The following is a 20,605-nucleotide window of genomic DNA, read 5'->3' on the forward strand; positions in this document are numbered from 1 at the left end:
TGCGTCAGTCCTCGTGGCCGGGGAATCGGAGGAAGGGGGTTTCCTCCTCACCCTGCAACCGTATGTCGAAGTGCAGCGATCCGTCAGCCCCTCGGGTGGCGATGAGGCGTGCGCGTTCGGATTCGTCGAGGGAGGACAGCAGCGGGTCGGCAGCCAGGGCCGCGGTGTCCTCGGGCAGATAGATCCGGGTGAACAGGCGGTTGAGCAGTCCGCGGGCGAAGATGACGACGCTGATGAACGGGGCCTTGCCGGCCTCGGTGGGGCCGGGGTTGACGGTGGAGAAGCTGAACTCGCCCTCGGGGTCGACGGCGGTGCGGCCGAAGCCGGTGAAGGTGAAGCCGTTGCGGCGCAGTGAGCCCGTGGCGCGGGGGACTTCGCCGTTCTCGTCGGGCTGCCAGATCTCGAGGATGGCATCGGGGACGGGTTCGCCGGCGCCGTCAAAGACGGTCCCGGTCAGCTGCACGGCGCGGGCCGATCCGGGCGGGACGAGCTCGTTGTCATGGTCGAAGGGCAGGGCATAGCCGTAGAACGGCCCGACGGTCTGGCCCGGGGTCGGCGTCAGGTCTGGGGTTGCGGTGAGATCAGTCATCGTCCTCTTCTTCCATCCAGGTCCGGTTGGCTCCGGTGAGCACGATGTCCCAGTTGTATCCCATGAGGAACTCGTGCTCGGTGATGTTGTGGTCATAGGTCGCCACCAGACGGTCACGGGCCTTCTGGTCGGTGATCGACTGGTAGATCGGGTCGAGAGCGAAGAGCGGATCGCCGGGGAAGTACATCTGGGTGATCATGCGCTGGGTGAACTCGGAGCCGAAGAGCGAGAAGTGGATGTGGGCCGGCCGCCAGGCATTGTGGTGGTTCTTCCACGGGTAGGGGCCGGGTTTGATCGTCGTGAACGAATAGGAGCCGTCATCGCCGGTGAGGGTGCGTCCGACGCCGGTGAAGTTCGGGTCGATCGGTGCCGGGTGCTGGTCGCGTTTGTGGATATAGCGCCCGGCCGAGTTCGCCTGCCAGATCTCGACGAGCTGATTGCGCACGGGACGACCTTCGCCGTCGAGGATGCGACCGGTCACGCGGATGCGCTCACCGATCGGTTCGCCGTCGGCCTGGATGGTCAGATCCGATTCGAGGGTGCCGATGTCGCGGTGTCCGAAGGCGGGGGAGAAGAGTTCGATCGTCTCCGGGTCGGTGTGGCGAGGGTCCTTCGTCGGGTGGCGCAGGATCGAGGACCGGTAGGGGCGGTAGTCCAGTCGCGGCTGGGTCTCCGGTTTCTTCCCGCCGGCGACCTCCTGCTTGTACTGCGTTTCGATGCCGTCGATCTCCTCCGACAGGGTCGCCTGGGATTCGGCGGCGTCGTCGGGGCCTTTCACGGCCTCAGCGATGACGGTCGGGGAATCGAACGCCTCGGTGGTCTCTTCGGGCTCCGAGGTCTGGTGCTGACTCATCGTCGAACCTTTCTTCGTCTCTTCGTCGGTTGACGTCGTTGTGGGGTCGGTGGGGGCGGTGAGGCCGGGTGGGGGAGCGGCTCAGCCGTGTGGCCAGCCGGTGTAGCACTCGGCGAGGTAACGGCGGCCGTGGTCGGAATCGAGGATGGACCCCAGCTCGCCGAGGCTGCGCTTCGTTTCGAAGGCATCCTGCGTTGGGTCGGTGTGGAGCATCCGGGTCATCTGGTAGGAGAAGTTCTGTGCTTTCCAGACCCGTTTGGTCGCGGTCTGGGAGTAGCCTGCCAGCGCCTCGGTGTCGGAGTCCTTGAGCGCCTTGATCAGGGCGGGGGCGAGCACAGCGACGTCGGCGAAGGCGAGGTTGAGGCCTTTCGCGCCGGTCGGCGGGACCGTGTGGGCGCTGTCGCCGGCGAGGAAGAGGGAGCCGTGCTGCATGGGTTCGGTCACGGCCGAGCGGAAGGGGAGCACAGTCTTGTCGAAGATCGGCCCGGTCTTGAGCTCGAAGCCGTCGGGGCCGTCGACGCGGGACTGGAGCTCGGTCCAGATCCGGTCATCGGACCAGTCGGCCACGTCGGTGTCGGGGGAGGCCTGGAAGTACATGCGCTGGACGTTCGAGCTGCGTTGGGAGATGAGCGCGAAGCCGCGTTCGGAGCGGGAGTAGATGAGCACTTCGTGACTGGGTGGGGCTTCGCAGAGGATGCCGAACCAGGCAAAGGGGTACTCGTGGAAGAAGCGCTGTCGGGTGCCCTCGGGGATCATCGAGCGGCAGGGGCCGCGGGAGCCGTCGGCGCCGACGACGTAGCGGGCTCGGATCGTCAGTTCCTCGCCGTCTGCGGTGGTGGCGGTGACCCAGGGACGTTCGGATTCGATATCGCCGAGGTGGGTGTCCGTGACCGAGTAGTAGATCGGTTCGCCCGTGCGTTCGCGGGCGGCGGCGAGGTCGACGAAGATCTCGTTCTGGGGGTAGAGCCAGACCGATTCGCCGGCGAGTTCCGGGAAGTCGAAGGGGTGGGAGACGCCGTTGACGCGGATGTCGATGCCGTCGTGGCGGTGTCCTTCGGTGTGGACGCGGGATTCGACGCCGGCGGCCTCGAGCATGCGCACGGATCCTGCTTCGAGGATTCCTGCGCGGTGGGTGTGGGCGATCTCGTCGCGGCTGCGATTGTCGATGACGACGGAATCGATGCCGGCGTTGTGCATCAGGTGCGCGAGCATGAGCCCCGCGGGTCCCGCGCCGACGATCGCGACGTCTGTCTGAAGTTCTGGCACCGTGGCCTCCTTGCCGTATCTCGTCTACTCAGTGTGCGCCGAGTCACTGACACGGCGCGACGACGTTCTCAATGAACGGGAAGCAGGGTCGAGGCGGGAGGGTTCAAGGTCGTGGTCAGCGGTGGGCTGGCCAATCGCTGGAGAGATATGCCTCTATCGCGCGGTTGCGGAAGGTGTAGATCCGTCCTCTTTCGATGATCTTGCGGTTGGTGTCCAATCGCTGTGCGATGGGCCCGATCTGGCTGGATCGCTCGAATCCCATGGCGAGGGCGATGTTCTTCAGGCTGCGGTCCTTGGGTGGAAGTTCGATCATCGCATCGAGCAGCTCGCGCTCTCTGCCCGGAAGGCGGTCGAGTATGCGCTCCACGTGACCTGCCGCCTCGTCGCGTGCCGCTTGTTGCCACCCTTTGAGCACCTGGTCTCGGGTGATCGCATCGGTGCTGCCCGCGTACCACGCCTTTTCGCCGGCGAGTTGAAAAAGGAAAGGCTCGCCTTTGCACAGTTCGAGTATTTCGTCTCGTGCGGAAGGCTCCAGCGTCACGCAGCGAATCCCGCCCTGATCGTCGGGCACTTCCCAGCCAGAGAGCACGAAAGGCTGCAGTGCCGCCTCAAGGTCAGAGTCGCCGAATGATTCGAGGGTAGTCGTTGCGAAGCGTCTGGCGAAGGTGGCGCCGCGTCTGGCCGAACTCATGTCGGCGAAGTCGGGCAGGCCCGTGAGGTAGACGGAAATCGGAAGGAGTCGATCAACGAGGCGCCCGCCGGGAACTCGCACTTGAACTTCGCGGGACATTGCGTCCCCCAGGGCTATGAGGAGCTGGGAGAGCATGTGCTCGTCGGCAATGTTCTGTACTTCGTCGATGTGGATCAGCACGACCACGTCGCCCTGATTCATGGCCGCGATACCTACCTCCACCAGGAGCTCGGTGAGCGATGTGAAGGGTTCGGGGCCCTCCGACTCGCGCAGGCTCAAACCGTACCCTTTGAGCGAGATCTGGGAGACGCGCTCGATCAGATCGCCGAGTCTCTTTTCTCTTGCGGTCGCCAACCCGGCAGTTTCCGCAAGCTTCAGGATTGCGTGCGCGACGACCTTCAAAGGATCGGCTTTCGAAGGGATGCGGAGTTGTCTGGTGACCCAGTCGCCGTGTGCGGCTGCATCGCCGGCGATCTTTGACAGAAGGCTGGATTTGCCGAGGCCTGGCTCACCGAGGATTGTTCGCCCTCGTTCCGGCAGGCCTGCGAGGCGTCGGGGCCTGACGATGTCGCTCCAGTCGCGGAGTTGGTCCTCACGGCCGGCCCAGACCGGAGGCACCACATCGGCGTGGGGACTGAATGGGCAATTCGTCGAAGTGCGCACGTTGTTAATATTAACAAGAATCGGGTGCGACGTTAATATTAACAGCTGCTGCTCGGGTCCCGTCGGACTAGCCGGGAATGGGATTCCTGGTCGCGCAAGGCTGCCACCCGGTTGACGCACATCGAATTGTTGAGCAAAATGGGCGGTTGTTGTGTTCGCCCGCGAACCTGCCGTGAAGAGAAAGCAGCTTAATGATCATCACCGGACTCATTGTCGGCCTTGTCCTCGGATTCGTCTTCCAGCGAGGACGTTTCTGTGTGACCGGTGCCTTCCGTGACCTCACCCTGACGGGAAACACGCGGTGGTTCTCCGCACTCATCGTGCTCATCGCCGTCCACTCCATCGGGCTCGTCCTGCTCAACAGCTTCGGCGTCATCAACCTCGAAGCGACGCCGTTCCCGTGGCTGGCCTCGATCGTCGGCGGACTGATCTTCGGCTTCTCCATGGTCTACGCCGGAGGCTGTGCGACGGGCACCTACTACCGGGCCGGTGAAGGACTCGTCGGCAGCTGGTTCGCCCTGATCTTCTACGCGCTGTTCTCCGCCGTCATGAAGCTCGGCCCCGCCGCAGGCTTCACCGAGGGAATCCGCTCGATCACCCTGGGCAACGGCAGCCTGCAGGCGACCACGGGGCTGAGCCCATGGGTCTTCGTCGCCATCATCTCGGCGATCGCCATCTGGCTGACCGTCCACCACACCCGCAAGCTCAAGGCCCCTATGGCCACCCTGCCCCCGCGCAAGACCGGTCTGGCACACCTGCTCACCGAGAAGCGCTGGAACCCCTTCGCCACGGCCGTGGTCATCGGCATCATCGCCACGATCGCCTGGCCGCTCTCGGCCGCCACGGGACGCAACTCAGGTCTGGGCATCACGACCCCCTCGGCGCACCTCGTCGGCTACCTGAGCACCGGAGACACGAAGCTCATCGACTGGGGCGTCATGCTCGTCATCGGCATCCTCGTCGGCTCCTTCATCGCCGCGAAGGCGTCCGGTGAGTTCCGAATCCGCGTGCCGGACAAGGGCACGATCATCAAGTCGATCATCGGCGGCGTCGGCATGGGCGTCGGCGCGGCCATCGCAGGCGGCTGCACCGTCGGCAACGCCATGGTCTCGACCGCACAGTTCGAATACCAGGGCTGGGTGTCGATGGTCTTCATGATCGTCGGCTCCGGAATCGCCGCCAAGGTCTCCATCAAACCCAAGAAGTCGCAGGTCGCAGCACCCGCGGCGGAAAGCAGGACTGTATGAAGCAAGTACTCGAAACCGACGGCCAGGTCTGCCCCTTCCCGCTCGTCGAAGCCAAGGACGCGATGACCGGTCTGGAGGCCGGCGATGAACTCGTCATCAACTTCGACTGCACCCAAGCCACCGAGGCGATCCCGCAGTGGGCCGCCGAGAACGGCTACCCCGTGACCCACTTCGACCGGGTCACCGACGCCAGCTGGACCATCACCGTCCAGAAGGCCTGACCTCGAAGGCCTGACCCAACCAGGCCCACCACCTACAGCCTCACGATCGTCTCCGCACCATCGGCGACGGTCAGCCGCATGATCGTGTTCTGCTCGATGAGACTCCATCCCTTGTGTTCGAGTCCCGAGGAGGACACGATCATTGCGTTGTCGGGCGTCCGCTGCCAACTCATCCGGTAGTAGTGGTCGTGATGATCGGGCGGCAGAGGTCCCTGCAGATAGGGCACCTGGGTCCCGGCCGTGGCATGGACGACGATCATCTCCTCGGTGGTCAGGAAGAGCAGATTGATGCCAGGGTGATCGAAGTCCGCGCGCAGCATCCGCACCGTCGAAGTCACCGCATCGAGCAGTGACTTGCCGAGGCGCAGGTCCCTTAAGACGAGGGCGAAGACGATCGCCGAATCCGTTGTCCCACCCACCTCGTCGACCTCGGCGACGGTCACATATTCGCGCAGCCGCTCGATCGGATGCACCGAGCCGTTGTGCGCCATCGCCACACCGTCGGCGAGGAACGGGTGCGTGTTCTCCTCGAGGTCGGCCAAGCCCGTCGTCGCCATCCGCAGATGGCAGATCCGCCCCTCCACCGCTTCCGCATCCAACGCGCGGGTCAGCCGGGGATCGTCGGCACCTTCGGTGGGCGTGCGGAACCGCGCGACCGCCTCGGCGTCGGTGTCGATCCATGCCGTGCCCCACCCGTCATCGTGGACCGATCCCATCGACTGCCACTGACGGCACTCATCAGCACCGATGAGGTCAGCGGCCGTGGTCGGGGTGGGGGAGATGAAACCGAGCAGCCTGCACATGCGCCCTCCTTCGCTCTGACCTCAGGCTACGCCCGAAACGGTGGGCAATGTCAGTGCCGATGTCTAGACTCGAGGCATGAAGATCACGGTACTCGAAGGCGATATCACCGAGGTGGCCGTCGACGCGATCGTCAATGCCGCGAATTCGTCTCTGCTCGGAGGCGGCGGGGTCGACGGAGCCATCCATCGCGCGGCTGGTCCCGCGCTGCTCGAGGCCTGCCGGGAGGTCCGGCAGACCACCCATGTGCGCGGTCTCCCGCCCGGTCAGGCGGTGGCCACCTCGGCAGGGGATCTGCCCGCCCGCTGGGTCATCCACACGGTCGGACCGAACCGGAACGCGGGTGAGGCCGATCCCGAGATCCTCGAATCCTGCTTCGAATCGAGCCTCAACCTCGCCGAGGAGGTCGGTGCCACCTCGATCGCGTTCCCTGCGATCGGCGGCGGGGTCTACGGATGGTCAGCCAGGGATGTCGCCGAGGCGGCCCACAGCGTCATCGTCGACGGACGGTCCCGCGACCGCTGGGAATCGATCGCCGAAGTCCAGTTCGTCCTCTTCAGCGATCAGATGACGAGCGTGTTCTGCCAGGTCTTCGACCACGACCAGTGGTGATGACATGAAGGTCAACAGGGTCATCCCGGACATCACCGTCGACGACATCGCGGCGGCGCGAGAATTCTATGCAGGCTTCCTCGGTCTGAGCAGTGAAGAGTTCAATCTCGGCTGGGTCGCGCGCTTCACCTCCCCGGACACCGGTGCGAGCGTGCAGGTGCTCACCGCCGATGCCACAGGGCAGACGAACCCCGTGGCCTCGGTGCTCGTCGACGATGTGGATGCCGCTTACGCCGAGGCCAAGGAGCAGGGCATCGAGATCGTCCACCCGCTCACTCACGAGGAGTGGGGCGTGAGGCGATTCTTCGTTCGGGCGCCCGACGGCAGCGTGTTCAACATCGTCGCGCACCCGGAGTGACCGCGCGCCCCCAGTGACCGGGAACCTCGATGACCCTCCGGCGTTCACGCCGCCGTGTGACGCACCCTGTGCACGAGCGACACCGTCAGCGCGGCGATTGCGCAGCCGAGCGCGATGAGCAGCGGGGTCCCGGAGATGATCGCCTCGACGACAAGTTCGGGTCCGGTCTGGAGTATCGGACCGACGACCTTGACGAGGAGGAACCCGAGGACTCCGAGAAGCAGGAAGAACGCCGCGCTCTTCCCGAGGCGGACCTGCAGGCTCTTGAGCGTGCCGTTGACGTTGTACCGGCTCATCACCGATCACCTTCGATTTCGACTATGGTCCAAACTCTTTGGGCTCTGCTTTGACGCTACTCCCGCAAACCGGGGAGGTCCTGGGCGATCGACGGATGTTCGATGAGAGCCGGCCTCGCTCAGCGCGGTGACCGACCGCCGGGGCGCACCAGCCCGGTCTCATAGGCGAGGACGATGAGGGCGGCACGGTCCCGAGCATCGAGGCGGGTGAGCAGCCGACTGACGTAGGTGCGAGCCGTGGCCGGGCTGAGGAACAGCTCCGCGGCGATCTCATCATTGGTCAGGCCGCGTCCGATGCCGCTGAGCACCTCGACCTCACGTTCGGTCAGCCCCTCGAGACCGCGATCGTCGGCGGCAGAAGGGCCGCCCTCCGCGACGGCCCGCATGACCGCGGCGGTGACCGACGGCGACAGCAGCGCATCACCGGCCGCGACGGTGCGGATCGCGCCACGCAGATCGTCGGCGGAGACGTCCTTGAGCAGGTAGCCGGCGGCACCGGTCCGGATCGCAGCGAACACGTTCTCATCCTCGTCGAACGTGGTGAGCATGAGCACCCTCACTCCGTCGAGCTCGGCATCGGAGACGATCGCCCCAGTCGCTTCGATCCCGTCCATGACCGGCATGCGGATATCCATGAGCACGATATCGGGACGCAGCTCGCGCACAAAGGACAGGCCCGCCCGGCCATCGGCCGCCTCGGCGATGACGATGATGTCCCCATCACGTTCGGCCAGGGGCCGCAGGCCCGCCCGGACGAGTTCCTGATCATCGACGAGGACGACGCGGATCGGCTCGGTCATGATTCGTCCCCACCGTGGACCGGCAGATGCGCGGTCACCGCGAAGCCGCCCTCGGTCCTGCCTGCGCGGAGGCGGCCGCCGAGGAGGTCCGCCCGTTCCTGCATCCCGCGGATGCCCGCACCCGGACGCGTCTCCTCTGAGATCTCAGGCGACCCACCCGGTCCGTCATCGATGATCGAAACGACGAGCTCCCCGCGGCTTAACTGCGCCGTGACCTCGGCGGACGTCGCGCCGGAGTGCCGCAGCACATTCGTCAGCGATTCCTGAACGATCCGGAACGCCGCCGCATCGACTGCTCGAGGCAACGACGCAGGATCGACGTCGACAGCGACGTCAAGATCGACTCCTGCTGCTCGGGCAGCGTCGACGACGGTTGCCACCGAGGCCAATCCCAGCGCCGAGGCGGGACCTCCGAATCCGTCCTCCCTGGACTCCTCCCGCAGAACCTTGACCGTACGACGCAGCTCCCGCAGCGCCTCGGAGGTGGCATCGCGGACCCGTTCGAGTGCGGCAGTCCGGTCGTCGGGGTCCTCGGCTTCAGCCGCCACCGAGGTGTGCAGGGAAGCCACGGACAAGGTGTGGCCGATCGTGTCGTGGAGGTCTCGGGCGATGCGCACGCGTTCGGACTGCATGTGCGCCTCGGCGGCCCGGGACTCTTCGGCGGCGGTGAGTGCGGCAATCCGTTCTGACTGGGCGCGGGTCTCCCGGACGAGCCGGACCACGGACCCCAGCGCGATGGCCGCTGCGGCCAGGGCGAGTTCGGTGACGAAACCGTAGCCGGTCAGATGCGCCCGCGGGTCGACATCGTCGAACCGGTAGAACGTTGACACAGCCACGAGGACGGCGGCCCCGATGACCGCCCAGGAGGTGCGGCGCACATCGGCGGTGGAATAGAGGACGCCGACAGCGGGCAGAACCATGCCGATCGGTGGGAGGCCGAGGGCGTAGTAGACGAAGATCCCGAGCACCGTCACCGCCAGCACAATCAGCGGCAGCCGACGGCGCAGAAGCAGCACCGCACCGAAGCCGAGTGCCCACGCGAAACCGGGGACTGGGGAGGAACCGGCGTCATCAGCGGCAATGACGAGGGAGATCACCAGTGTCACCGCGACGGCCAGGGAAGCATCGGTCAGGCGGGGTTCGACGCGCTCGCGCACGCTTCCCCGCACCTCCGACTCAGCTGCACCCATGATTCCAGAATACGGAGCTTTCGCTCATGACGCAGTCGTGCACAGGCGATCAACAGGTCGCCTGCAGGCGATCGGGCGCTCGCCTCGGGGAGGTCGGCAGTGACGCTTCGGGGCCGATGTGCCGGAACCCGCCGAAGACGAGAGTTGAGGGCATGAATACGACAACTCATGCGAAACGCCCCCTGTCCTGGCCCCTCATCGTCGGTCTGTCCTCCCTCGCGCTGCTGTGGCCGCTGACCGGACTGTGGCCCATCCTCGGCGAGGGACCCGTCCGCGCGTTCACCCTGCTCGGTCTCACCGGTGCGGTGTGGATCGGGACTGTCGGCTTCGCGCGGATCGCCCGGCCCGTGCTCACCCTGACGATCTGCGGTGCGGCACACGGGGTCCTCACCCTCGCCCTCGGCGGTCTGCTCGCCGGCACCGGAGCGATCGGCGCCGGTCCCGCCATGCTCATGGCGTTCATCCCCAGTCTGGCGATGGGTGCCGGAGTCGGCGCTCTGGCCGGTCTGGCGGCCGCGGGCATCCAGGCGATGCTCGGTCGGCGGGAGGAACGATGAGACCGCGCAGGACCGTTGCGGTTGCGGCCGTCTCACTGGTCGTCGCGGTCGGTCTGGCTGCGTGCGGAGTCTCGACCACCTCGGTGACGGAGGCGGAGTTCACGAACGAACTGGCCATTCCACCGTTGGCCGATTCGCACGTCGAAGATGGGGTGCGGACCTTCGACCTCACCGCGCAGACCGGGACGACACAATTCCCCGGTCAGGACGGACCGACCAAGACCTGGGGGTTCAACAGTGCATTTCCCGGTCCGACCCTGCGGGCCGAGCGCGGAGAGAAGGTCGCCGTGAACGTCGAGAATGCACTGCCCGAAGCCACCAGTGTGCACTGGCACGGCATGCACCTGCCGGCCGAGATGGACGGCGGACCGCATCAGATGATCGAGTCCGGGGCGACGTGGACGCCGCAGTGGACGATCGACCAACCCGCGGCGAGCCTCTGGTACCACCCGCACCCGCACGGGCAGACCGAGGACCACGTGTATCAGGGGTTGGCGGGAATGGTCATCCTCGATGACGACGCCAGCACCGAGGCGGATCTTCCACACGAATACGGAGTCGACGACCTCCCGCTCATCGTCCAGGACAAGTCGTTCACCGGCGACTCCGAACTCGAACTCTCCCATGACGGGGCCGAACCCGGAATGCTCGGCGACACCGCCATGGTCAACGGAACCATCGGCGGGGTGCAGGAAGTGACGTCGGAGAAGGTGCGGCTGCGCCTGCTCAACGGGTCGACAGCACGGACCTACGCGTTCGAGATCCCCGACCGGACGATGGACCTCATCGCCGGTGACGGCGGGCTCCTCGACGAACCCGCCGAGGTGGACCGGCTCCGGCTGGCGCCGGGGGAGCGCGCCGAGGTGGTCGTGGACTTCACCGCGGGTGAGACGGTCCGGCTGCGCTCGGCAGAAGTCGACCTCGGCGGGGTGGCGGTGCCTGCGACGATGGGCGGCAACGACTCCTTCGACGTCCTCGAATTCCGAGCTGCGAAGACACTGACCCCTTCGCCCGAACCCGCATGGTCGTCGTCCGAGCACGCTGACCATGATGCCCTGGACGAGGCCGATGCGGTCAAGACTCGGACATTCGAGCTCGAAGAGAGGGAGATCAACGGGGAACGGATGGACATGAACCGTATCGACGAAATCGTCCATGTCGGTGATACGGAGGTGTGGGAGGTGCGCAGCAGGCAGCCGATCCCGCACAGCTTCCACGTCCATGACGTGCAGTTCGAGGTGCTCGACGTCGATGGCGAAGCACCACCGGTGGAGATGAGCGGGCGCAAAGACACGATCTACCTCGAACCGAACCGCGACTACCGTCTGCTCATGCGCTTCGAGGACTATACGAACCCGCATCTGCCGTAAATGTACCACTGCCACATGCTGCTGCACGAAGACGAGGGGATGATGGGGCAGTTCGTCGTCATCGACCCGGACCAGGAGAGTGAGGTCGGGGTGCCGGGAGCCTCCGAGGGAGGCGGGCACGAGCACTGAGCTGGGTCAGATGAGCCCCGCCGCGAATCCGCGGGCGTAGGCGTCGACGAGGTCAGCGGCCATCGCCGAGCGCATCTGCCGGATGAGCAGCCGCCGCTGGACAGGTTCGCCGAGGATGTCGAGCACTTTCTGACCGTCAGGCGGGGCGAACGGTCGGGCCGCGATCTTCGCACAGTGATAGCTTGCGGCCGCGACGATGTCGGCGTCGGTGGCCTCGAGAGCTTCGTCATCGTTCCACACATCGTCATCGAAAGGACTTTCGGACAGCGCATTGAGAATGGTCGCGAGGTCGATGGCATCCTTGGGGTTGTCCTCGTGGCGCTCACTCCAGGCGAGGATCTTCAGCGCGGTCAGCGCGGCCGGAGACGCGACCTGCACCACGGTTCCCTTCGGCAGCCGTACCGTCACCGATGTCGCATGGGCCTCTGCAATCCCGGTGGCGTCGAAGACGGAGCCATCCGAGAAAGTCACCGCTCGGCCGACCTCGTTGCCGCCGAAGGGAATGACATCGATCTCGACGCCGAGCACTGTGAATTTGTGCGGTGCGCTGCCCTTGCGGGCAAGCACCTGGGTGAGCGCGCGAAAATGGTCGTCGTCGCGGACTGCGACTGCGATGTCGATGTCCTTCGTAGCGCGGACAGGGGCGGTGCGCTGTTGAGAATGGATGACGAGGTCGCGGGCTGCGGCACCGATGACGAGGAACTCGACGCCCACAGTCCGGCAGGCCGCTGCGAGTTCCCGGAGGACGTCCTCGGGAACCGGCACATCTTCGTGCCCAGCGAGGTCGATCATCGCTCACCGTGTGCGAATTCGGCGCTGATCTCGTCGGTGCGCGGATCGTCTTCGAGCAGCAGATCGGCACGGATGAGGAGCCTGGGAACGGTATGGTCCACCGTGGGAACCGGCGGGGTTCGCCACAGTGCCGGGCGGAGCCGGATCGTCCCGTGCTCATCCTTGCGCAGCCGCCCCCGGCGGATGAGTTCTCTGCGCGCGCGGTCGTCGGTGTCGACGTGGATGAGCGCGGTCGCCGGGCGAATCGGCGCCCCGAGTCGGGCGGCGGCAACTTCAGAGCCGAAGAGCGCGCCCTCAGGCAGGACAGCGTCGAGCACGTCGTTGGGGGTGGCCCACAGGTCACTGGTGAAGCGCTCCTCCGGCCAGGCCGTCGGCTGCTGGGCCGAGTATGCGGAGATCCATTCACGTTCGAGTGCATCTCGCCGCAGCAGGTTGTTGCGCTTGCCTTCCACCATGGGCGGTGTGCGATCGCGCAGTGCTCGAAGGACGCGGTTGACTGTGCCCAGCGATGTTCCCGAAGTCTCAGCGAGTGCTCGCTGGGCGGGAGTGGTGCCGAAGTGCTCGGCCGACGCCAAGAGTGCGAAGGTCACGGGAAGTCCTGCGCGTGTGAATGGGGCCGCAGCGCTGGGGGTCGAAGTCGGGCCGGCGGCGCGGCGACCGCGGATCTCAATGACGATCCCGCTGCTGCGCAGCGAGGCATTCCCCGCCGAGTCCACAAAGCCGCCCCAGCCGCGTTCGCGCAGCTGACCGGCTCGTGCGTCGGACACGCGCTCGGTGATGAGGATCGTTCGCTCGTCATGGGGGAGGAGGGTGATGTCCGATGCATTCACCGTGGCAGCGGCGATCGCCGGGAACGGGTGCTGGTCGTGTCCGTCGTCGATGGTGAGCGTACCGGGGACAGCTCGTCCGAGATCACCTGCGTGCGCCGACCAACTGGCACGCAGACCCGCCTCGGCGAGTTCGTTGACGGCGTGCGCGACGAACGCCGGGGTGTCACGAACCCTGTGTTCAATGATCGACATATGTTCATGATAGTTGAACATTGCCGAATATTGAACACAGGGTGCGCGGGCGATCAGTCACTCACACCGCGGTGTAGCCGCCGTCGATGAGGTAGTAGGCGCCGGTGACGAACGAGGCGTCATCGGAGAGCAGGAAGCTCACGACCTTCGCGACCTCCTCGGCGGTGCCCAAACGGCCGAGCGGATGCTTGGCCTTGAGGCCCTCGATGACTTCGGCGTCGAGGCTCGATTCGAGCAGCGGGGTCGTGATGTAGCCGGGGCCGACGGCATTGATGCGCAGGCCGTCGGCGCCGTATTCGGCGGCGGCGTTCTTCGTGATGCCGACGACACCGTGCTTGGCGGCGGTGTAGGCGCCGTTGTTGATCGCGGCGACGGTTCCATGGACGGAGGCCATGTTGACGATCGCGGAGTCCTTCGCGCCTGTCTTGAGCATGGCCGGGATCTGGAATCGCATTCCGTAGAGGACCCCGTTGAGGTTGACGTCGATGACCTTGTCCCAGGATTCGAGGTCGGTCTCTCCTGCCGGGAGCTGTTTGCCGCCGATGCCGGCGTTGTTCACCGCGAAGTTGAGGCCGCCGTAGGTGTCGACTGCGTGCTGGACGACCTTTTCGGAGTCTTCCTTCGAGCTCGTGTCCTGTTGGATCGCCGAGGCGGTTCCGTCGGAATCTGTGATCTCGTCGGCGACGCGCTGAGCGGCGTCGAGGTTGATGTCGGTGATGACAACCTTGGCGCCCTTCGAGGCGAGGTCCTTGGAGATCGCCTCTCCGAGTCCTGATCCGCCGCCGGTGACGAGTGCGACCTTATCCGTGAAATCTGCCATGGTGGTGACCTTCTTTCTCGAAAATCTGCGGAGCCCAGCTGATGTGGCCCTCACCAGGAACAACAGCGGAAAGTCGGGATGCATTCCGCTCCGTGCGGGACTGTTCGGTCACTCGGAGCATTGATTGTCAGTCCGAAACGGTGGTTCACTGGTTGCATTCTGCAATCAGATTTCTCGTTCAACGATTCGAGGGGGAGCAATGGGAAAAGTGGCATGGGGTTTCACCGCCTCGATCGACGGGTTCATCGCCGGACCGGAGCACGATATGTCGTGGCTCTCGGCCTCGGAGCCCAACGCCGAAGGCACCACCGAGGACATGGCCTCGAAGGTCGCAATCATCATCTCCGGCCGGCGCGGCTACGACGCGGCCAAGGCACAGGCCGACGAACGCGACGAACTGACCTCGGAACCCTACGGAGGTGCGTGGTCGGGGACGGAATTCATCCTCACCCACCGTCCCGAGGAGCTCGCCGGAGACACCTCGGTGACGGCATTGAATTGCACCATCACTGAGGCGATCGAGCAGGCCCGGGCCATCGCCGGTGATCGTGACATCCAGATCATCAGCGCCGATATCGCCCGGCAGGCCCTCGAAGTCGACCTCATCGACGAACTCCAGGTCTACGTCGCTCCGGTCTTCCTCGGCGACGGCACCAGGATCTTCGACGTCCCCGGCGGCAGGCGCGTCGATTGGGAGCTCGAGACGATCGATGAGGCGAACGCGCGCAGCTTCGGGCGCACGTACCGTCCGAAACGTCGGTGATAACTCAGCTCTCGCGTCGGCTGAGTTCGAAGAGGATCCGCAGAGCCTCCTCGTCGAAGTCCTCACCGGAGTCGATGTCCGGGGCACCTTCGCGGACCTCCGAGTGGAGCTGCTCCATCCGCCGGTCGAGCTGGTCGGAGGCCGCAGCCGCCTCGGTGAGTTCAGCGATGAGCCGATCGGGGACATCTCCGTCGAACTTGTAATGGATCTTGTGCTCGAGGCTCGCCCAGAAATCCATCGCGATCGTGCGGATCTGCACCTCGCAGATCACCGGGACCGGGCCGCCGTGGAGGAACACGGGCACCTCGAGGATCGCGTGCAGGCTGCGGTAGCCGTTGGGCTTCGGGTTCGCGATGTAGTCCTTGATCTCCACGACCCGGATATCGTCCTGGGCCGTGAGCAGCTCGAGCACATGATAGGTGTCGGCGACGAAGCTGCAGGTGATGCGGATGCCGGCGATGTCCGTGATCTTCCGGCGGATGACATCGACATCGAGCGGCAGGCCCCGACGATGGACCTTCTCCAGCAGACTGCGCGGGGACTTCACACGAGAGGAGATGTGCTCGATCGGGTTGTAGCTGTGGGTATGGGCCGACTCTTCACGCAGGATCGCAAGCTTCGTGAGCACCTCGTTGACGACGAACCGGTGATGCATGAGCATCCTCGAGAAGTCCTGCCGCAGAGTGCGGATGCTCTCGATCTGGTGCGGCGACAGCGCCGTGTCCTCTGCCTTCATGTCTCTCCCGGTCTCCATCGTGCGATCAGTCTATCGAGCCGAGGCGCCGCCCCGAATCCGGCTTCGGTGCAGCACTCACACCCTGTTCTGCGTCAGTGCCGGGATGTACTGTTCTGACATGTGCAGAAACATTCGAACCCTCCATAATTTCGAACCCGCCGCGACGTCAGAGGAGGTCGACGCCGCAGCCCTGCAGTACGTGCGCAAGATCGCCGGGACGACGAAACCCTCTCAAGCCAATGCCGAAGCCTTCGACACCGCCGTCGCCGAGATTGCCCACGCCACCCAGCACCTCCTCGACGCATTGGTCACGAACGCCCCGCCGAAGAACCGTGAGGTCGAAGCCGAGAAGCGACGAGCCAGATTCGCCGCCCGCGCATGACGATCACCGGCCTCGTCCTCACGGGTCTCGCCGCGGTCCTGCACGTCTTCATCTTCTACCTGGAATCCGTGGCCTGGACGAGTCCCCGCGCCCGCGCGACCTTCGGCACCACCGAGGCGGAAGCCGAAGCGACGAAATCCCTGGCCTTCAACCAGGGCTTCTACAACCTGTTCCTCGCGCTCGCAGTGTTCATCGGCATCATCGTTTTCGCGGCAGGCTCAACCCAGGTCGGGCTCACCCTCGTCTTCGTCGGGGCCGGGTCGATGCTCGCCGCCGCCCTCGTCCTCGCCCTGTCGAGTCCCGAGCTCATCGCCTCCGCACTCAAACAGGGAACGCTGCCCCTCCTCGGCGTGGCCTGCCTGCTCGTCGGGGTGCTGATCTGAGTTCGACTGAAGTCTGTCAGACGATGACACGGTCATCGTTGGCGAGGTCCTGAGTGATCCTCGCCGAGGCGGTCCGCAGCGCCCGCATGATCGCGGGCACTCCTTTCTTGTGCTCCGAATCGATGACGACGCCGAGACCGGCGATCGCCAGCCCGCCGGCGTCGAAGACCGGAACCGTGATGCCCGTCGTGCCCTCATCGATATGCCCGGAGAGCTCAGCGAAATGATGCGAACGGATCGAGGTGAACATCCTGCGCAGCGCGGCGGGATCCGTCGTCGTCTTCTCCGTGATCGCTGTCAGGGGTCCCCGCAGATAGGCCTCCCGCACGTGCTTGGGCGCATAGGCCAAGAGCACGAGACCACACGAGGAGGCATGCGCCGGCAGACGGCCGGCCGTCTTCGACCGGTGGATGACCGCATTCGGAGCCGACATCCGCTCGATGATGAGCACCTCCCGCTCCCGCAGGATCCCCAGCTGAGTGTTCTCGCCGACGAATTCGTGCACGGCCATCATGTGCGGCCTGGCCACCGAGGCGAGCCCGACGGCATCGGAGGCGCGATTCGACAGCTCCCACATCCCCACGCCGATCCGGATCCGCCCGGTCGGGTCGCGCTGCAGCAGGTCATGACGCATCATGTCGCCGACCAGGCGGTACGCCGTGGACTTCGGCAGCTCGGCGCGTTCGGCGATCTCCTCGGCGCTGAGGCTCTGGTGATCGGGGTCGAACGATGCGAGCACGCGGACGAGGCGATCGATCATCGAGTCGCCGGACTTGGAGTTCGCCATGCCCGGATTCTAGCCGTTCCGCAGCAAACTTCTCAATGAATGGGACGATGATGGCCCCTCGTGTCCTCTGTCACTAATGTGGCGAGAGGTGCGCCACAGTCCGTGATCGACTGTGCCCGCAGAACCACCACTTCAAGGAGCATCACGTCGATGACGACAGTCACGGTCCGCCAAGCAGTCCACGAACTCATGACCTTCCATGGGATGACCACAATGTTCGGCAACCCCGGTTCCAATGAGCTGCCGTTCCTCAAGGATCTGCCCGCCCGCTACATCCTCGGCCTCCACGAAGCCACAGTCGTGGCCATGGCTGACGGCTATTCGATGATCACGAATCGGCCCACACTCATCAACCTCCACGCCGCCTCCGGGACAGGCAACGGACTCGGAGCGCTGACGAACTCCGCGATCTCGAAGTCGAAGCTCGTCATCACCGCCGGTCAGCAGGTCCGCGACATGATCGGCCCCGAGGTCATGCTCGCCAATGTGCAGGCCGCGAAACTCGCCGAACCCCTCGTCCACCAATCGCTCGAACCCCTGAGCGCTCATGACGTTCCCCGCGCATTCTCGCAATCCGTCTTCGCCGCCGAAGACGGTCCCGTCTACCTCTCCGTGCCCTACGACGACTGGGACGCCGAGGTGCCGGCCGAGCGGATCCGCCAACTCTCCCGCCACGTCGCCACCGCCCGCACCGTCGACCCGGAAGCGATCGCCGAACTCGCGGGCAAGCTGCGCAGCGCCGAGGCACCTGTCCTCGTCCTCGGCCCCGAGGTCGACGACGAGCGCGTCTGGGCCACGACCATCGCCCTCGCCGAGGCGCTCGACCTCCCCGTCTGGGCAGCCCCATCGTTGGCGCGACTGCCGTTTCCCAACCACCACCCGAACTTCCGCGGAGTCCTGCCCGCCGGCATCGCCCCGATCGGCGAGATCCTCGGTGCCCATGACCTCGCCCTCGTCATCGGGGCACCGGTGTTCCGCTACCACCAGTGGCAGCCGGGACTGTACCTGCCCGAGACCACCGAACTCATCCAGATCGGCGAGGACACCGCAGCCGCCGCCCGCGCTCCCTTCGGCGACGCCCTCATCGCCGACCCTGTCGAGACGATCCTCGCTCTCGCAGCATCCCTCGATGTCGCGACCGTGGCGGATTCCGATCCGACCGCCACGGATTCCGACTCAGGCGTTATGGCACCGGAACGGGCCATCCCCGGTCCGGCCGCCTCGGCGAGCGATGGGGTCCTCCACCCCGAGGAGGTCTTCGCGGGCCTGCGCGAGACGATGCCGGGCGACACCCGCTACGTCGTCGAATCCACCTCGACGAACGCGGCCTTCTGGGCGCAGATGGACCTGCGCCTGCCCGGCTCCTACTTCTTCCCGGCCTCCGGCGGACTCGGGTGGGGACTGCCCGCGTCGATGGGCGTGGCCCTGGCCGACCCCGAGCGTCCCGTCGTCGCGATCATCGGCGACGGCTCCGCCCACTACTCGATCTCCGCCCTGCGCACGGCAGTGGAGGAGAACATCGGCGTCATCATCGTCCTGCTGCGCAACGGCACCTACGGCGCACTCGACTGGTTCGCGGACATGCTCGGCGTCGACAAGGCGCCCGGTCTCGACCTCGGCGAGGTCGACTTCGTCTCCATCGCGACCGGCTACGGAATGCACGCCGCCCACGCCGCCACCACAGCAGAATTCGCCTCCCAGCTGACCGCAGCGCAGGAGCGCAGCGTCCGCGGGCAGGCGAGCCTCATCGAAGTGAACACCGAAAAGACACGCCCCGAGAAGAAGTGAGGACACGACCATGACCGACAGCAGTTTCCTGGGAACCGACTGGCACGAGAAGATCTTCACCGGCATCTGGACCGCCGGGAACGGCGAGGCCTATGACGTCGTCGAACCCGCGACGGGGGAGACCCTCGGCCGCCTCGGCGCGGCCAGTGCTGATGACGTCAACGCCGCCGCCACCAGCGCGGCCGCCGCACAGAAGGAATGGGCCCGCACAACTCCGGCCGAACGCGCCGCCGTGCTGCGCCGCGCCGGAGCCCTGTGGGCCGAACACGCCGAGGAGCTGAGCGACTGGATCATCCGGGAAGCCGGCTCCATCCCGGCCAAAGCAGGCCTCGAGATCAGCTCCGCCGAACAGATCTGCTACGAATCGTCCGCCCTGCCCAGCCATCCGAAAGGACAGGTGCTCACCTCGAACGAACCCCGCTGGTCGTTCGCCCGCCGCGTGCCGGCCGGGGTCGTCTCCGTCATCGCCCCGTTCAACTTCCCGCTCATCCTCGGCATCCGCTCGGTCGCCCCGGCGCTGGCCCTGGGCAACGCTGTCCTGCTCAAACCTGACCCCCGTACCGCCGTGTGCGCGGGAGTGTCCATTGCGAGGATCTTCGCCGAGGCGGGACTGCCCGAAGGCGTCCTCCAGGTCCTGCCCGGCGGGCTCGACGCCGGTGAGGCCGTCGTCGCCGCCCCCGAGGTCTCCGTCATCTCCTTCACCGGTTCGACCGCGGCCGGACGCAAGGTCGGGGAGGCCGCCGGTCGCCTCCTCAAACGCTGCCACCTCGAACTCGGGGGAAACAATGCGCTCGTCGTCCTGCCCGGGGCCGAGGTCGGTCCGGCCTCCTCGGCGGGTGCTTTCGGATCGTGGATGCACCAGGGCCAGATCTGCATGACCACCGGCCGTCACATCGTCCACGAATCGATCGTCGACGACTATGTCGAGCAGCTGGCTGAACGCGCCCGGAACCTGCCTGTCGGCAATCCCGCCACCGAGGAGGTCGCGATCGGGCCGATCATCGACGAGAAGCAGCGCACCCACGTCCGCGACATCCTCGACAAGGCCACCGCCGACGGGGCCCGCCTCGTCGCCGGGGGAGCAGGAGAGGGTGCCTTCATCCCGCCCACGGTGCTCACCGACCTGAGCCCGTCGAACCCGGCCTGGACGCAGGAGATCTTCGGACCCGTGGCCCCGGTGGCGACCTTCTCCACTCTCGAGGAGGCCGCCGAGATGGTCAACGCCAGCGAATACGGACTGTCCTTGGGCATCCTCGGCGATGTGGGCATGGCCATGGACCTGGCCGACCTCGTCGACACGGGCAAGGTCCACATCAACGAACAGACCGTCTCCGATGAGGCCAACGTCCCCTTCGGCGGGATGAAGGACTCCGGCAACGGTTCGCGCTTCGGCGGTGCCGAAGCCAATATCGAAGCCTTCACCGAAACCCAGTGGGTGACGATGCGCTCGACGATCGCGCCGTACCCGTTCTGATACCTGCCCTTCCCA

23 protein-coding genes and 1 pseudogene are annotated in these 20,605 nt (G+C 65.8%); 11 read left to right on the forward strand and 13 right to left on the reverse strand.

Annotated features, from left to right (window positions below; all coding sequences use genetic code 11):
- Positions 1–4 precede the first annotated feature (4 nt).
- The 4 genes from pcaG to L1F31_RS04240 all read right to left on the reverse strand — a co-directional run bounded on the left by pcaG (position 5) and on the right by L1F31_RS04240 (position 4,062).
- Positions 5–589, reverse strand: coding sequence for a protocatechuate 3,4-dioxygenase subunit alpha (pcaG, locus tag L1F31_RS04225; protein WP_265419433.1), 585 nt, complete (start codon positions 587–589; stop codon positions 5–7).
- A complete protein-coding gene (gene pcaH, locus L1F31_RS04230; RefSeq protein ID WP_265419434.1) occupies positions 582–1,442 on the reverse strand; it encodes a protocatechuate 3,4-dioxygenase subunit beta in 861 nt (286 codons plus the stop codon). The genes pcaG and pcaH overlap by 8 nt, the downstream gene beginning before the upstream one ends.
- Positions 1,443–1,523: 81 nt before the next feature.
- Positions 1,524–2,708: a 4-hydroxybenzoate 3-monooxygenase gene (locus L1F31_RS04235; RefSeq protein ID WP_265419435.1), complete on the reverse strand. Its 1,185-nt coding sequence runs from the start codon at positions 2,706–2,708 to the stop codon at positions 1,524–1,526.
- Between the two features lie 115 nt (positions 2,709–2,823).
- Positions 2,824–4,062, reverse strand: coding sequence for a P-loop NTPase family protein (locus L1F31_RS04240; RefSeq protein WP_265419436.1), 1,239 nt, complete (start codon positions 4,060–4,062; stop codon positions 2,824–2,826).
- Between the two features lie 191 nt (positions 4,063–4,253).
- On the opposite strand from L1F31_RS04240, the gene L1F31_RS04245 reads away from it, so the two are divergent.
- Both L1F31_RS04245 and L1F31_RS04250 read left to right on the forward strand, forming a co-directional pair.
- A complete protein-coding gene (locus L1F31_RS04245; protein WP_265419437.1) occupies positions 4,254–5,309 on the forward strand; it encodes a YeeE/YedE family protein in 1,056 nt (351 codons plus the stop codon).
- Entirely contained in the window at positions 5,306–5,530 is a 225-nt protein-coding gene (locus L1F31_RS04250; RefSeq protein ID WP_039207979.1) for a sulfurtransferase TusA family protein, read from the forward strand. Before L1F31_RS04245 ends, L1F31_RS04250 begins: the two co-directional genes overlap by 4 nt.
- A gap of 32 nt (positions 5,531–5,562) precedes the next feature.
- On the opposite strand, the gene L1F31_RS04255 is transcribed toward L1F31_RS04250, so the two are convergent.
- A complete protein-coding gene (locus tag L1F31_RS04255; protein WP_265419438.1) occupies positions 5,563–6,333 on the reverse strand; it encodes a class II glutamine amidotransferase in 771 nt (256 codons plus the stop codon).
- A 76-nt stretch (positions 6,334–6,409) separates the two neighbouring features.
- On the opposite strand from L1F31_RS04255, the gene L1F31_RS04260 reads away from it, so the two are divergent.
- Together L1F31_RS04260 and L1F31_RS04265 are read left to right on the forward strand one after the other, a co-directional pair.
- The gene (locus L1F31_RS04260) at positions 6,410–6,943 is read left to right on the forward strand and encodes an O-acetyl-ADP-ribose deacetylase (protein ID WP_265419439.1); all 534 of its coding nucleotides are present in this window, start codon (positions 6,410–6,412) and stop codon (positions 6,941–6,943) included.
- A gap of 4 nt (positions 6,944–6,947) precedes the next feature.
- Positions 6,948–7,301, forward strand: a complete 354-nt coding sequence (locus tag L1F31_RS04265) for a VOC family protein (RefSeq protein WP_265419440.1) — start codon at positions 6,948–6,950, stop codon at positions 7,299–7,301.
- A 44-nt stretch (positions 7,302–7,345) separates the two neighbouring features.
- On the opposite strand, the gene L1F31_RS04270 is transcribed toward L1F31_RS04265, so the two are convergent.
- From L1F31_RS04270 to L1F31_RS04280, 3 genes are all read right to left on the reverse strand, one after another.
- Positions 7,346–7,597 (reverse strand): hypothetical protein, encoded by a 252-nt coding sequence (locus L1F31_RS04270; RefSeq protein ID WP_265419441.1) that lies wholly within the window; start codon positions 7,595–7,597, stop codon positions 7,346–7,348.
- Between the two features lie 119 nt (positions 7,598–7,716).
- Positions 7,717–8,397 (reverse strand): response regulator, encoded by a 681-nt coding sequence (locus L1F31_RS04275; RefSeq protein WP_265419442.1) that lies wholly within the window; start codon positions 8,395–8,397, stop codon positions 7,717–7,719.
- Positions 8,394–9,587, reverse strand: coding sequence for a sensor histidine kinase (locus L1F31_RS04280; RefSeq protein WP_265419443.1), 1,194 nt, complete (start codon positions 9,585–9,587; stop codon positions 8,394–8,396). Before L1F31_RS04280 ends, L1F31_RS04275 begins: the two co-directional genes overlap by 4 nt.
- A gap of 152 nt (positions 9,588–9,739) precedes the next feature.
- Between L1F31_RS04280 and L1F31_RS04285 the strand changes: the two genes are divergently transcribed.
- Positions 9,740–10,144 carry a hypothetical protein gene (locus L1F31_RS04285; RefSeq protein ID WP_265419444.1) on the forward strand — a complete coding sequence of 135 codons (405 nt, stop codon included), beginning with the start codon at positions 9,740–9,742 and terminating at the stop codon, positions 10,142–10,144.
- Positions 10,141–11,643 (forward strand): annotated as a pseudogene (locus L1F31_RS04290) (multicopper oxidase family protein). The gene L1F31_RS04285 and the pseudogene L1F31_RS04290 overlap by 4 nt, the downstream one beginning before the upstream one ends.
- 6 nt (positions 11,644–11,649) lie before the next feature.
- Here the strand turns inward: L1F31_RS04290 and L1F31_RS04295 are convergent.
- The 3 genes from L1F31_RS04295 to L1F31_RS04305 form a co-directional block, all read right to left on the reverse strand.
- Complete coding sequence (locus tag L1F31_RS04295; protein ID WP_265419445.1) at positions 11,650–12,435, reverse strand: nucleotidyl transferase AbiEii/AbiGii toxin family protein; 786 nt, start codon at positions 12,433–12,435, stop codon at positions 11,650–11,652.
- Complete coding sequence (locus tag L1F31_RS04300) at positions 12,432–13,457, reverse strand: type IV toxin-antitoxin system AbiEi family antitoxin (RefSeq protein WP_265419446.1); 1,026 nt, start codon at positions 13,455–13,457, stop codon at positions 12,432–12,434. The genes L1F31_RS04295 and L1F31_RS04300 overlap by 4 nt, the downstream gene beginning before the upstream one ends.
- Positions 13,458–13,518: 61 nt before the next feature.
- Positions 13,519–14,277 carry an SDR family NAD(P)-dependent oxidoreductase gene (locus tag L1F31_RS04305; RefSeq protein ID WP_265419447.1) on the reverse strand — a complete coding sequence of 253 codons (759 nt, stop codon included), beginning with the start codon at positions 14,275–14,277 and terminating at the stop codon, positions 13,519–13,521.
- A gap of 199 nt (positions 14,278–14,476) precedes the next feature.
- On the opposite strand from L1F31_RS04305, the gene L1F31_RS04310 reads away from it, so the two are divergent.
- On the forward strand, positions 14,477–15,040 hold the full coding sequence (locus L1F31_RS04310) for a dihydrofolate reductase family protein (protein ID WP_265419448.1): 564 nt from the start codon (positions 14,477–14,479) through the stop codon (positions 15,038–15,040).
- 4 nt (positions 15,041–15,044) lie between these two features.
- Here L1F31_RS04310 and L1F31_RS04315 read toward each other — a convergent pair whose 3' ends face one another.
- Complete coding sequence (locus tag L1F31_RS04315) at positions 15,045–15,794, reverse strand: GTP pyrophosphokinase (RefSeq protein WP_265419449.1); 750 nt, start codon at positions 15,792–15,794, stop codon at positions 15,045–15,047.
- Positions 15,795–15,894: 100 nt separating this feature from the next.
- Here L1F31_RS04315 and L1F31_RS04320 point away from each other — a divergent pair, with 100 nt between their 5' ends.
- Entirely contained in the window at positions 15,895–16,158 is a 264-nt protein-coding gene (locus L1F31_RS04320; RefSeq protein WP_265419450.1) for a DUF2277 domain-containing protein, read from the forward strand.
- Positions 16,155–16,541, forward strand: a complete 387-nt coding sequence (locus L1F31_RS04325; RefSeq protein ID WP_265419451.1) for a DUF1304 domain-containing protein — start codon at positions 16,155–16,157, stop codon at positions 16,539–16,541. The genes L1F31_RS04320 and L1F31_RS04325 overlap by 4 nt, the downstream gene beginning before the upstream one ends.
- Before the next feature lie 16 nt (positions 16,542–16,557).
- Here L1F31_RS04325 and L1F31_RS04330 read toward each other — a convergent pair whose 3' ends face one another.
- Entirely contained in the window at positions 16,558–17,328 is a 771-nt protein-coding gene (locus tag L1F31_RS04330) for an IclR family transcriptional regulator (RefSeq protein ID WP_265419452.1), read from the reverse strand.
- Between the two features lie 150 nt (positions 17,329–17,478).
- On the opposite strand from L1F31_RS04330, the gene mdlC reads away from it, so the two are divergent.
- A complete protein-coding gene (gene mdlC, locus L1F31_RS04335) occupies positions 17,479–19,116 on the forward strand; it encodes a benzoylformate decarboxylase (protein ID WP_265419453.1) in 1,638 nt (545 codons plus the stop codon).
- A 10-nt stretch (positions 19,117–19,126) separates the two neighbouring features.
- On the forward strand, positions 19,127–20,590 hold the full coding sequence (locus L1F31_RS04340; protein WP_265419454.1) for a benzaldehyde dehydrogenase: 1,464 nt from the start codon (positions 19,127–19,129) through the stop codon (positions 20,588–20,590).
- Positions 20,591–20,605 lie beyond the last annotated feature (15 nt).

Origin of the sequence: Brevibacterium spongiae (assembly GCF_026168515.1) — a bacterium.
GTDB classification, from domain to species: Bacteria; Actinomycetota; Actinomycetes; order Actinomycetales; family Brevibacteriaceae; genus Brevibacterium; species Brevibacterium spongiae.

Bases quoted from the DNA above. Each gene is read 5' to 3' on its own strand.
- L1F31_RS04280 (WP_265419443.1), bottom strand. From the start codon at position 9,587: ATGGGTGCAGCTGAGTCGGAGGTGCGGGGAAGCGTGCGCGAGCGCGTC.
- L1F31_RS04265 (WP_265419440.1), top strand. From the start codon at position 6,948: ATGAAGGTCAACAGGGTCATCCCGGACATCACCGTCGACGACATCGCG.
- L1F31_RS04255 (WP_265419438.1), bottom strand. From the start codon at position 6,333: ATGTGCAGGCTGCTCGGTTTCATCTCCCCCACCCCGACCACGGCCGCT.
- L1F31_RS04310 (WP_265419448.1), top strand. From the start codon at position 14,477: ATGGGAAAAGTGGCATGGGGTTTCACCGCCTCGATCGACGGGTTCATC.
- L1F31_RS04300 (WP_265419446.1), bottom strand. From the start codon at position 13,457: ATGTCGATCATTGAACACAGGGTTCGTGACACCCCGGCGTTCGTCGCG.
- L1F31_RS04295 (WP_265419445.1), bottom strand. From the start codon at position 12,435: ATGATCGACCTCGCTGGGCACGAAGATGTGCCGGTTCCCGAGGACGTC.
- L1F31_RS04285 (WP_265419444.1), top strand. From the start codon at position 9,740: ATGAATACGACAACTCATGCGAAACGCCCCCTGTCCTGGCCCCTCATC.
- L1F31_RS04305 (WP_265419447.1), bottom strand. From the start codon at position 14,277: ATGGCAGATTTCACGGATAAGGTCGCACTCGTCACCGGCGGCGGATCA.
- L1F31_RS04325 (WP_265419451.1), top strand. From the start codon at position 16,155: ATGACGATCACCGGCCTCGTCCTCACGGGTCTCGCCGCGGTCCTGCAC.
- pcaH (WP_265419434.1), bottom strand. From the start codon at position 1,442: ATGAGTCAGCACCAGACCTCGGAGCCCGAAGAGACCACCGAGGCGTTC.
- L1F31_RS04340 (WP_265419454.1), top strand. From the start codon at position 19,127: ATGACCGACAGCAGTTTCCTGGGAACCGACTGGCACGAGAAGATCTTC.
- L1F31_RS04245 (WP_265419437.1), top strand. From the start codon at position 4,254: ATGATCATCACCGGACTCATTGTCGGCCTTGTCCTCGGATTCGTCTTC.
- pcaG (WP_265419433.1), bottom strand. From the start codon at position 589: ATGACTGATCTCACCGCAACCCCAGACCTGACGCCGACCCCGGGCCAG.
- L1F31_RS04250 (WP_039207979.1), top strand. From the start codon at position 5,306: ATGAAGCAAGTACTCGAAACCGACGGCCAGGTCTGCCCCTTCCCGCTC.
- L1F31_RS04330 (WP_265419452.1), bottom strand. From the start codon at position 17,328: ATGGCGAACTCCAAGTCCGGCGACTCGATGATCGATCGCCTCGTCCGC.
- L1F31_RS04275 (WP_265419442.1), bottom strand. From the start codon at position 8,397: ATGACCGAGCCGATCCGCGTCGTCCTCGTCGATGATCAGGAACTCGTC.
- L1F31_RS04320 (WP_265419450.1), top strand. From the start codon at position 15,895: ATGTGCAGAAACATTCGAACCCTCCATAATTTCGAACCCGCCGCGACG.
- L1F31_RS04270 (WP_265419441.1), bottom strand. From the start codon at position 7,597: ATGAGCCGGTACAACGTCAACGGCACGCTCAAGAGCCTGCAGGTCCGC.
- L1F31_RS04315 (WP_265419449.1), bottom strand. From the start codon at position 15,794: ATGGAGACCGGGAGAGACATGAAGGCAGAGGACACGGCGCTGTCGCCG.
- mdlC (WP_265419453.1), top strand. From the start codon at position 17,479: ATGACGACAGTCACGGTCCGCCAAGCAGTCCACGAACTCATGACCTTC.
- L1F31_RS04260 (WP_265419439.1), top strand. From the start codon at position 6,410: ATGAAGATCACGGTACTCGAAGGCGATATCACCGAGGTGGCCGTCGAC.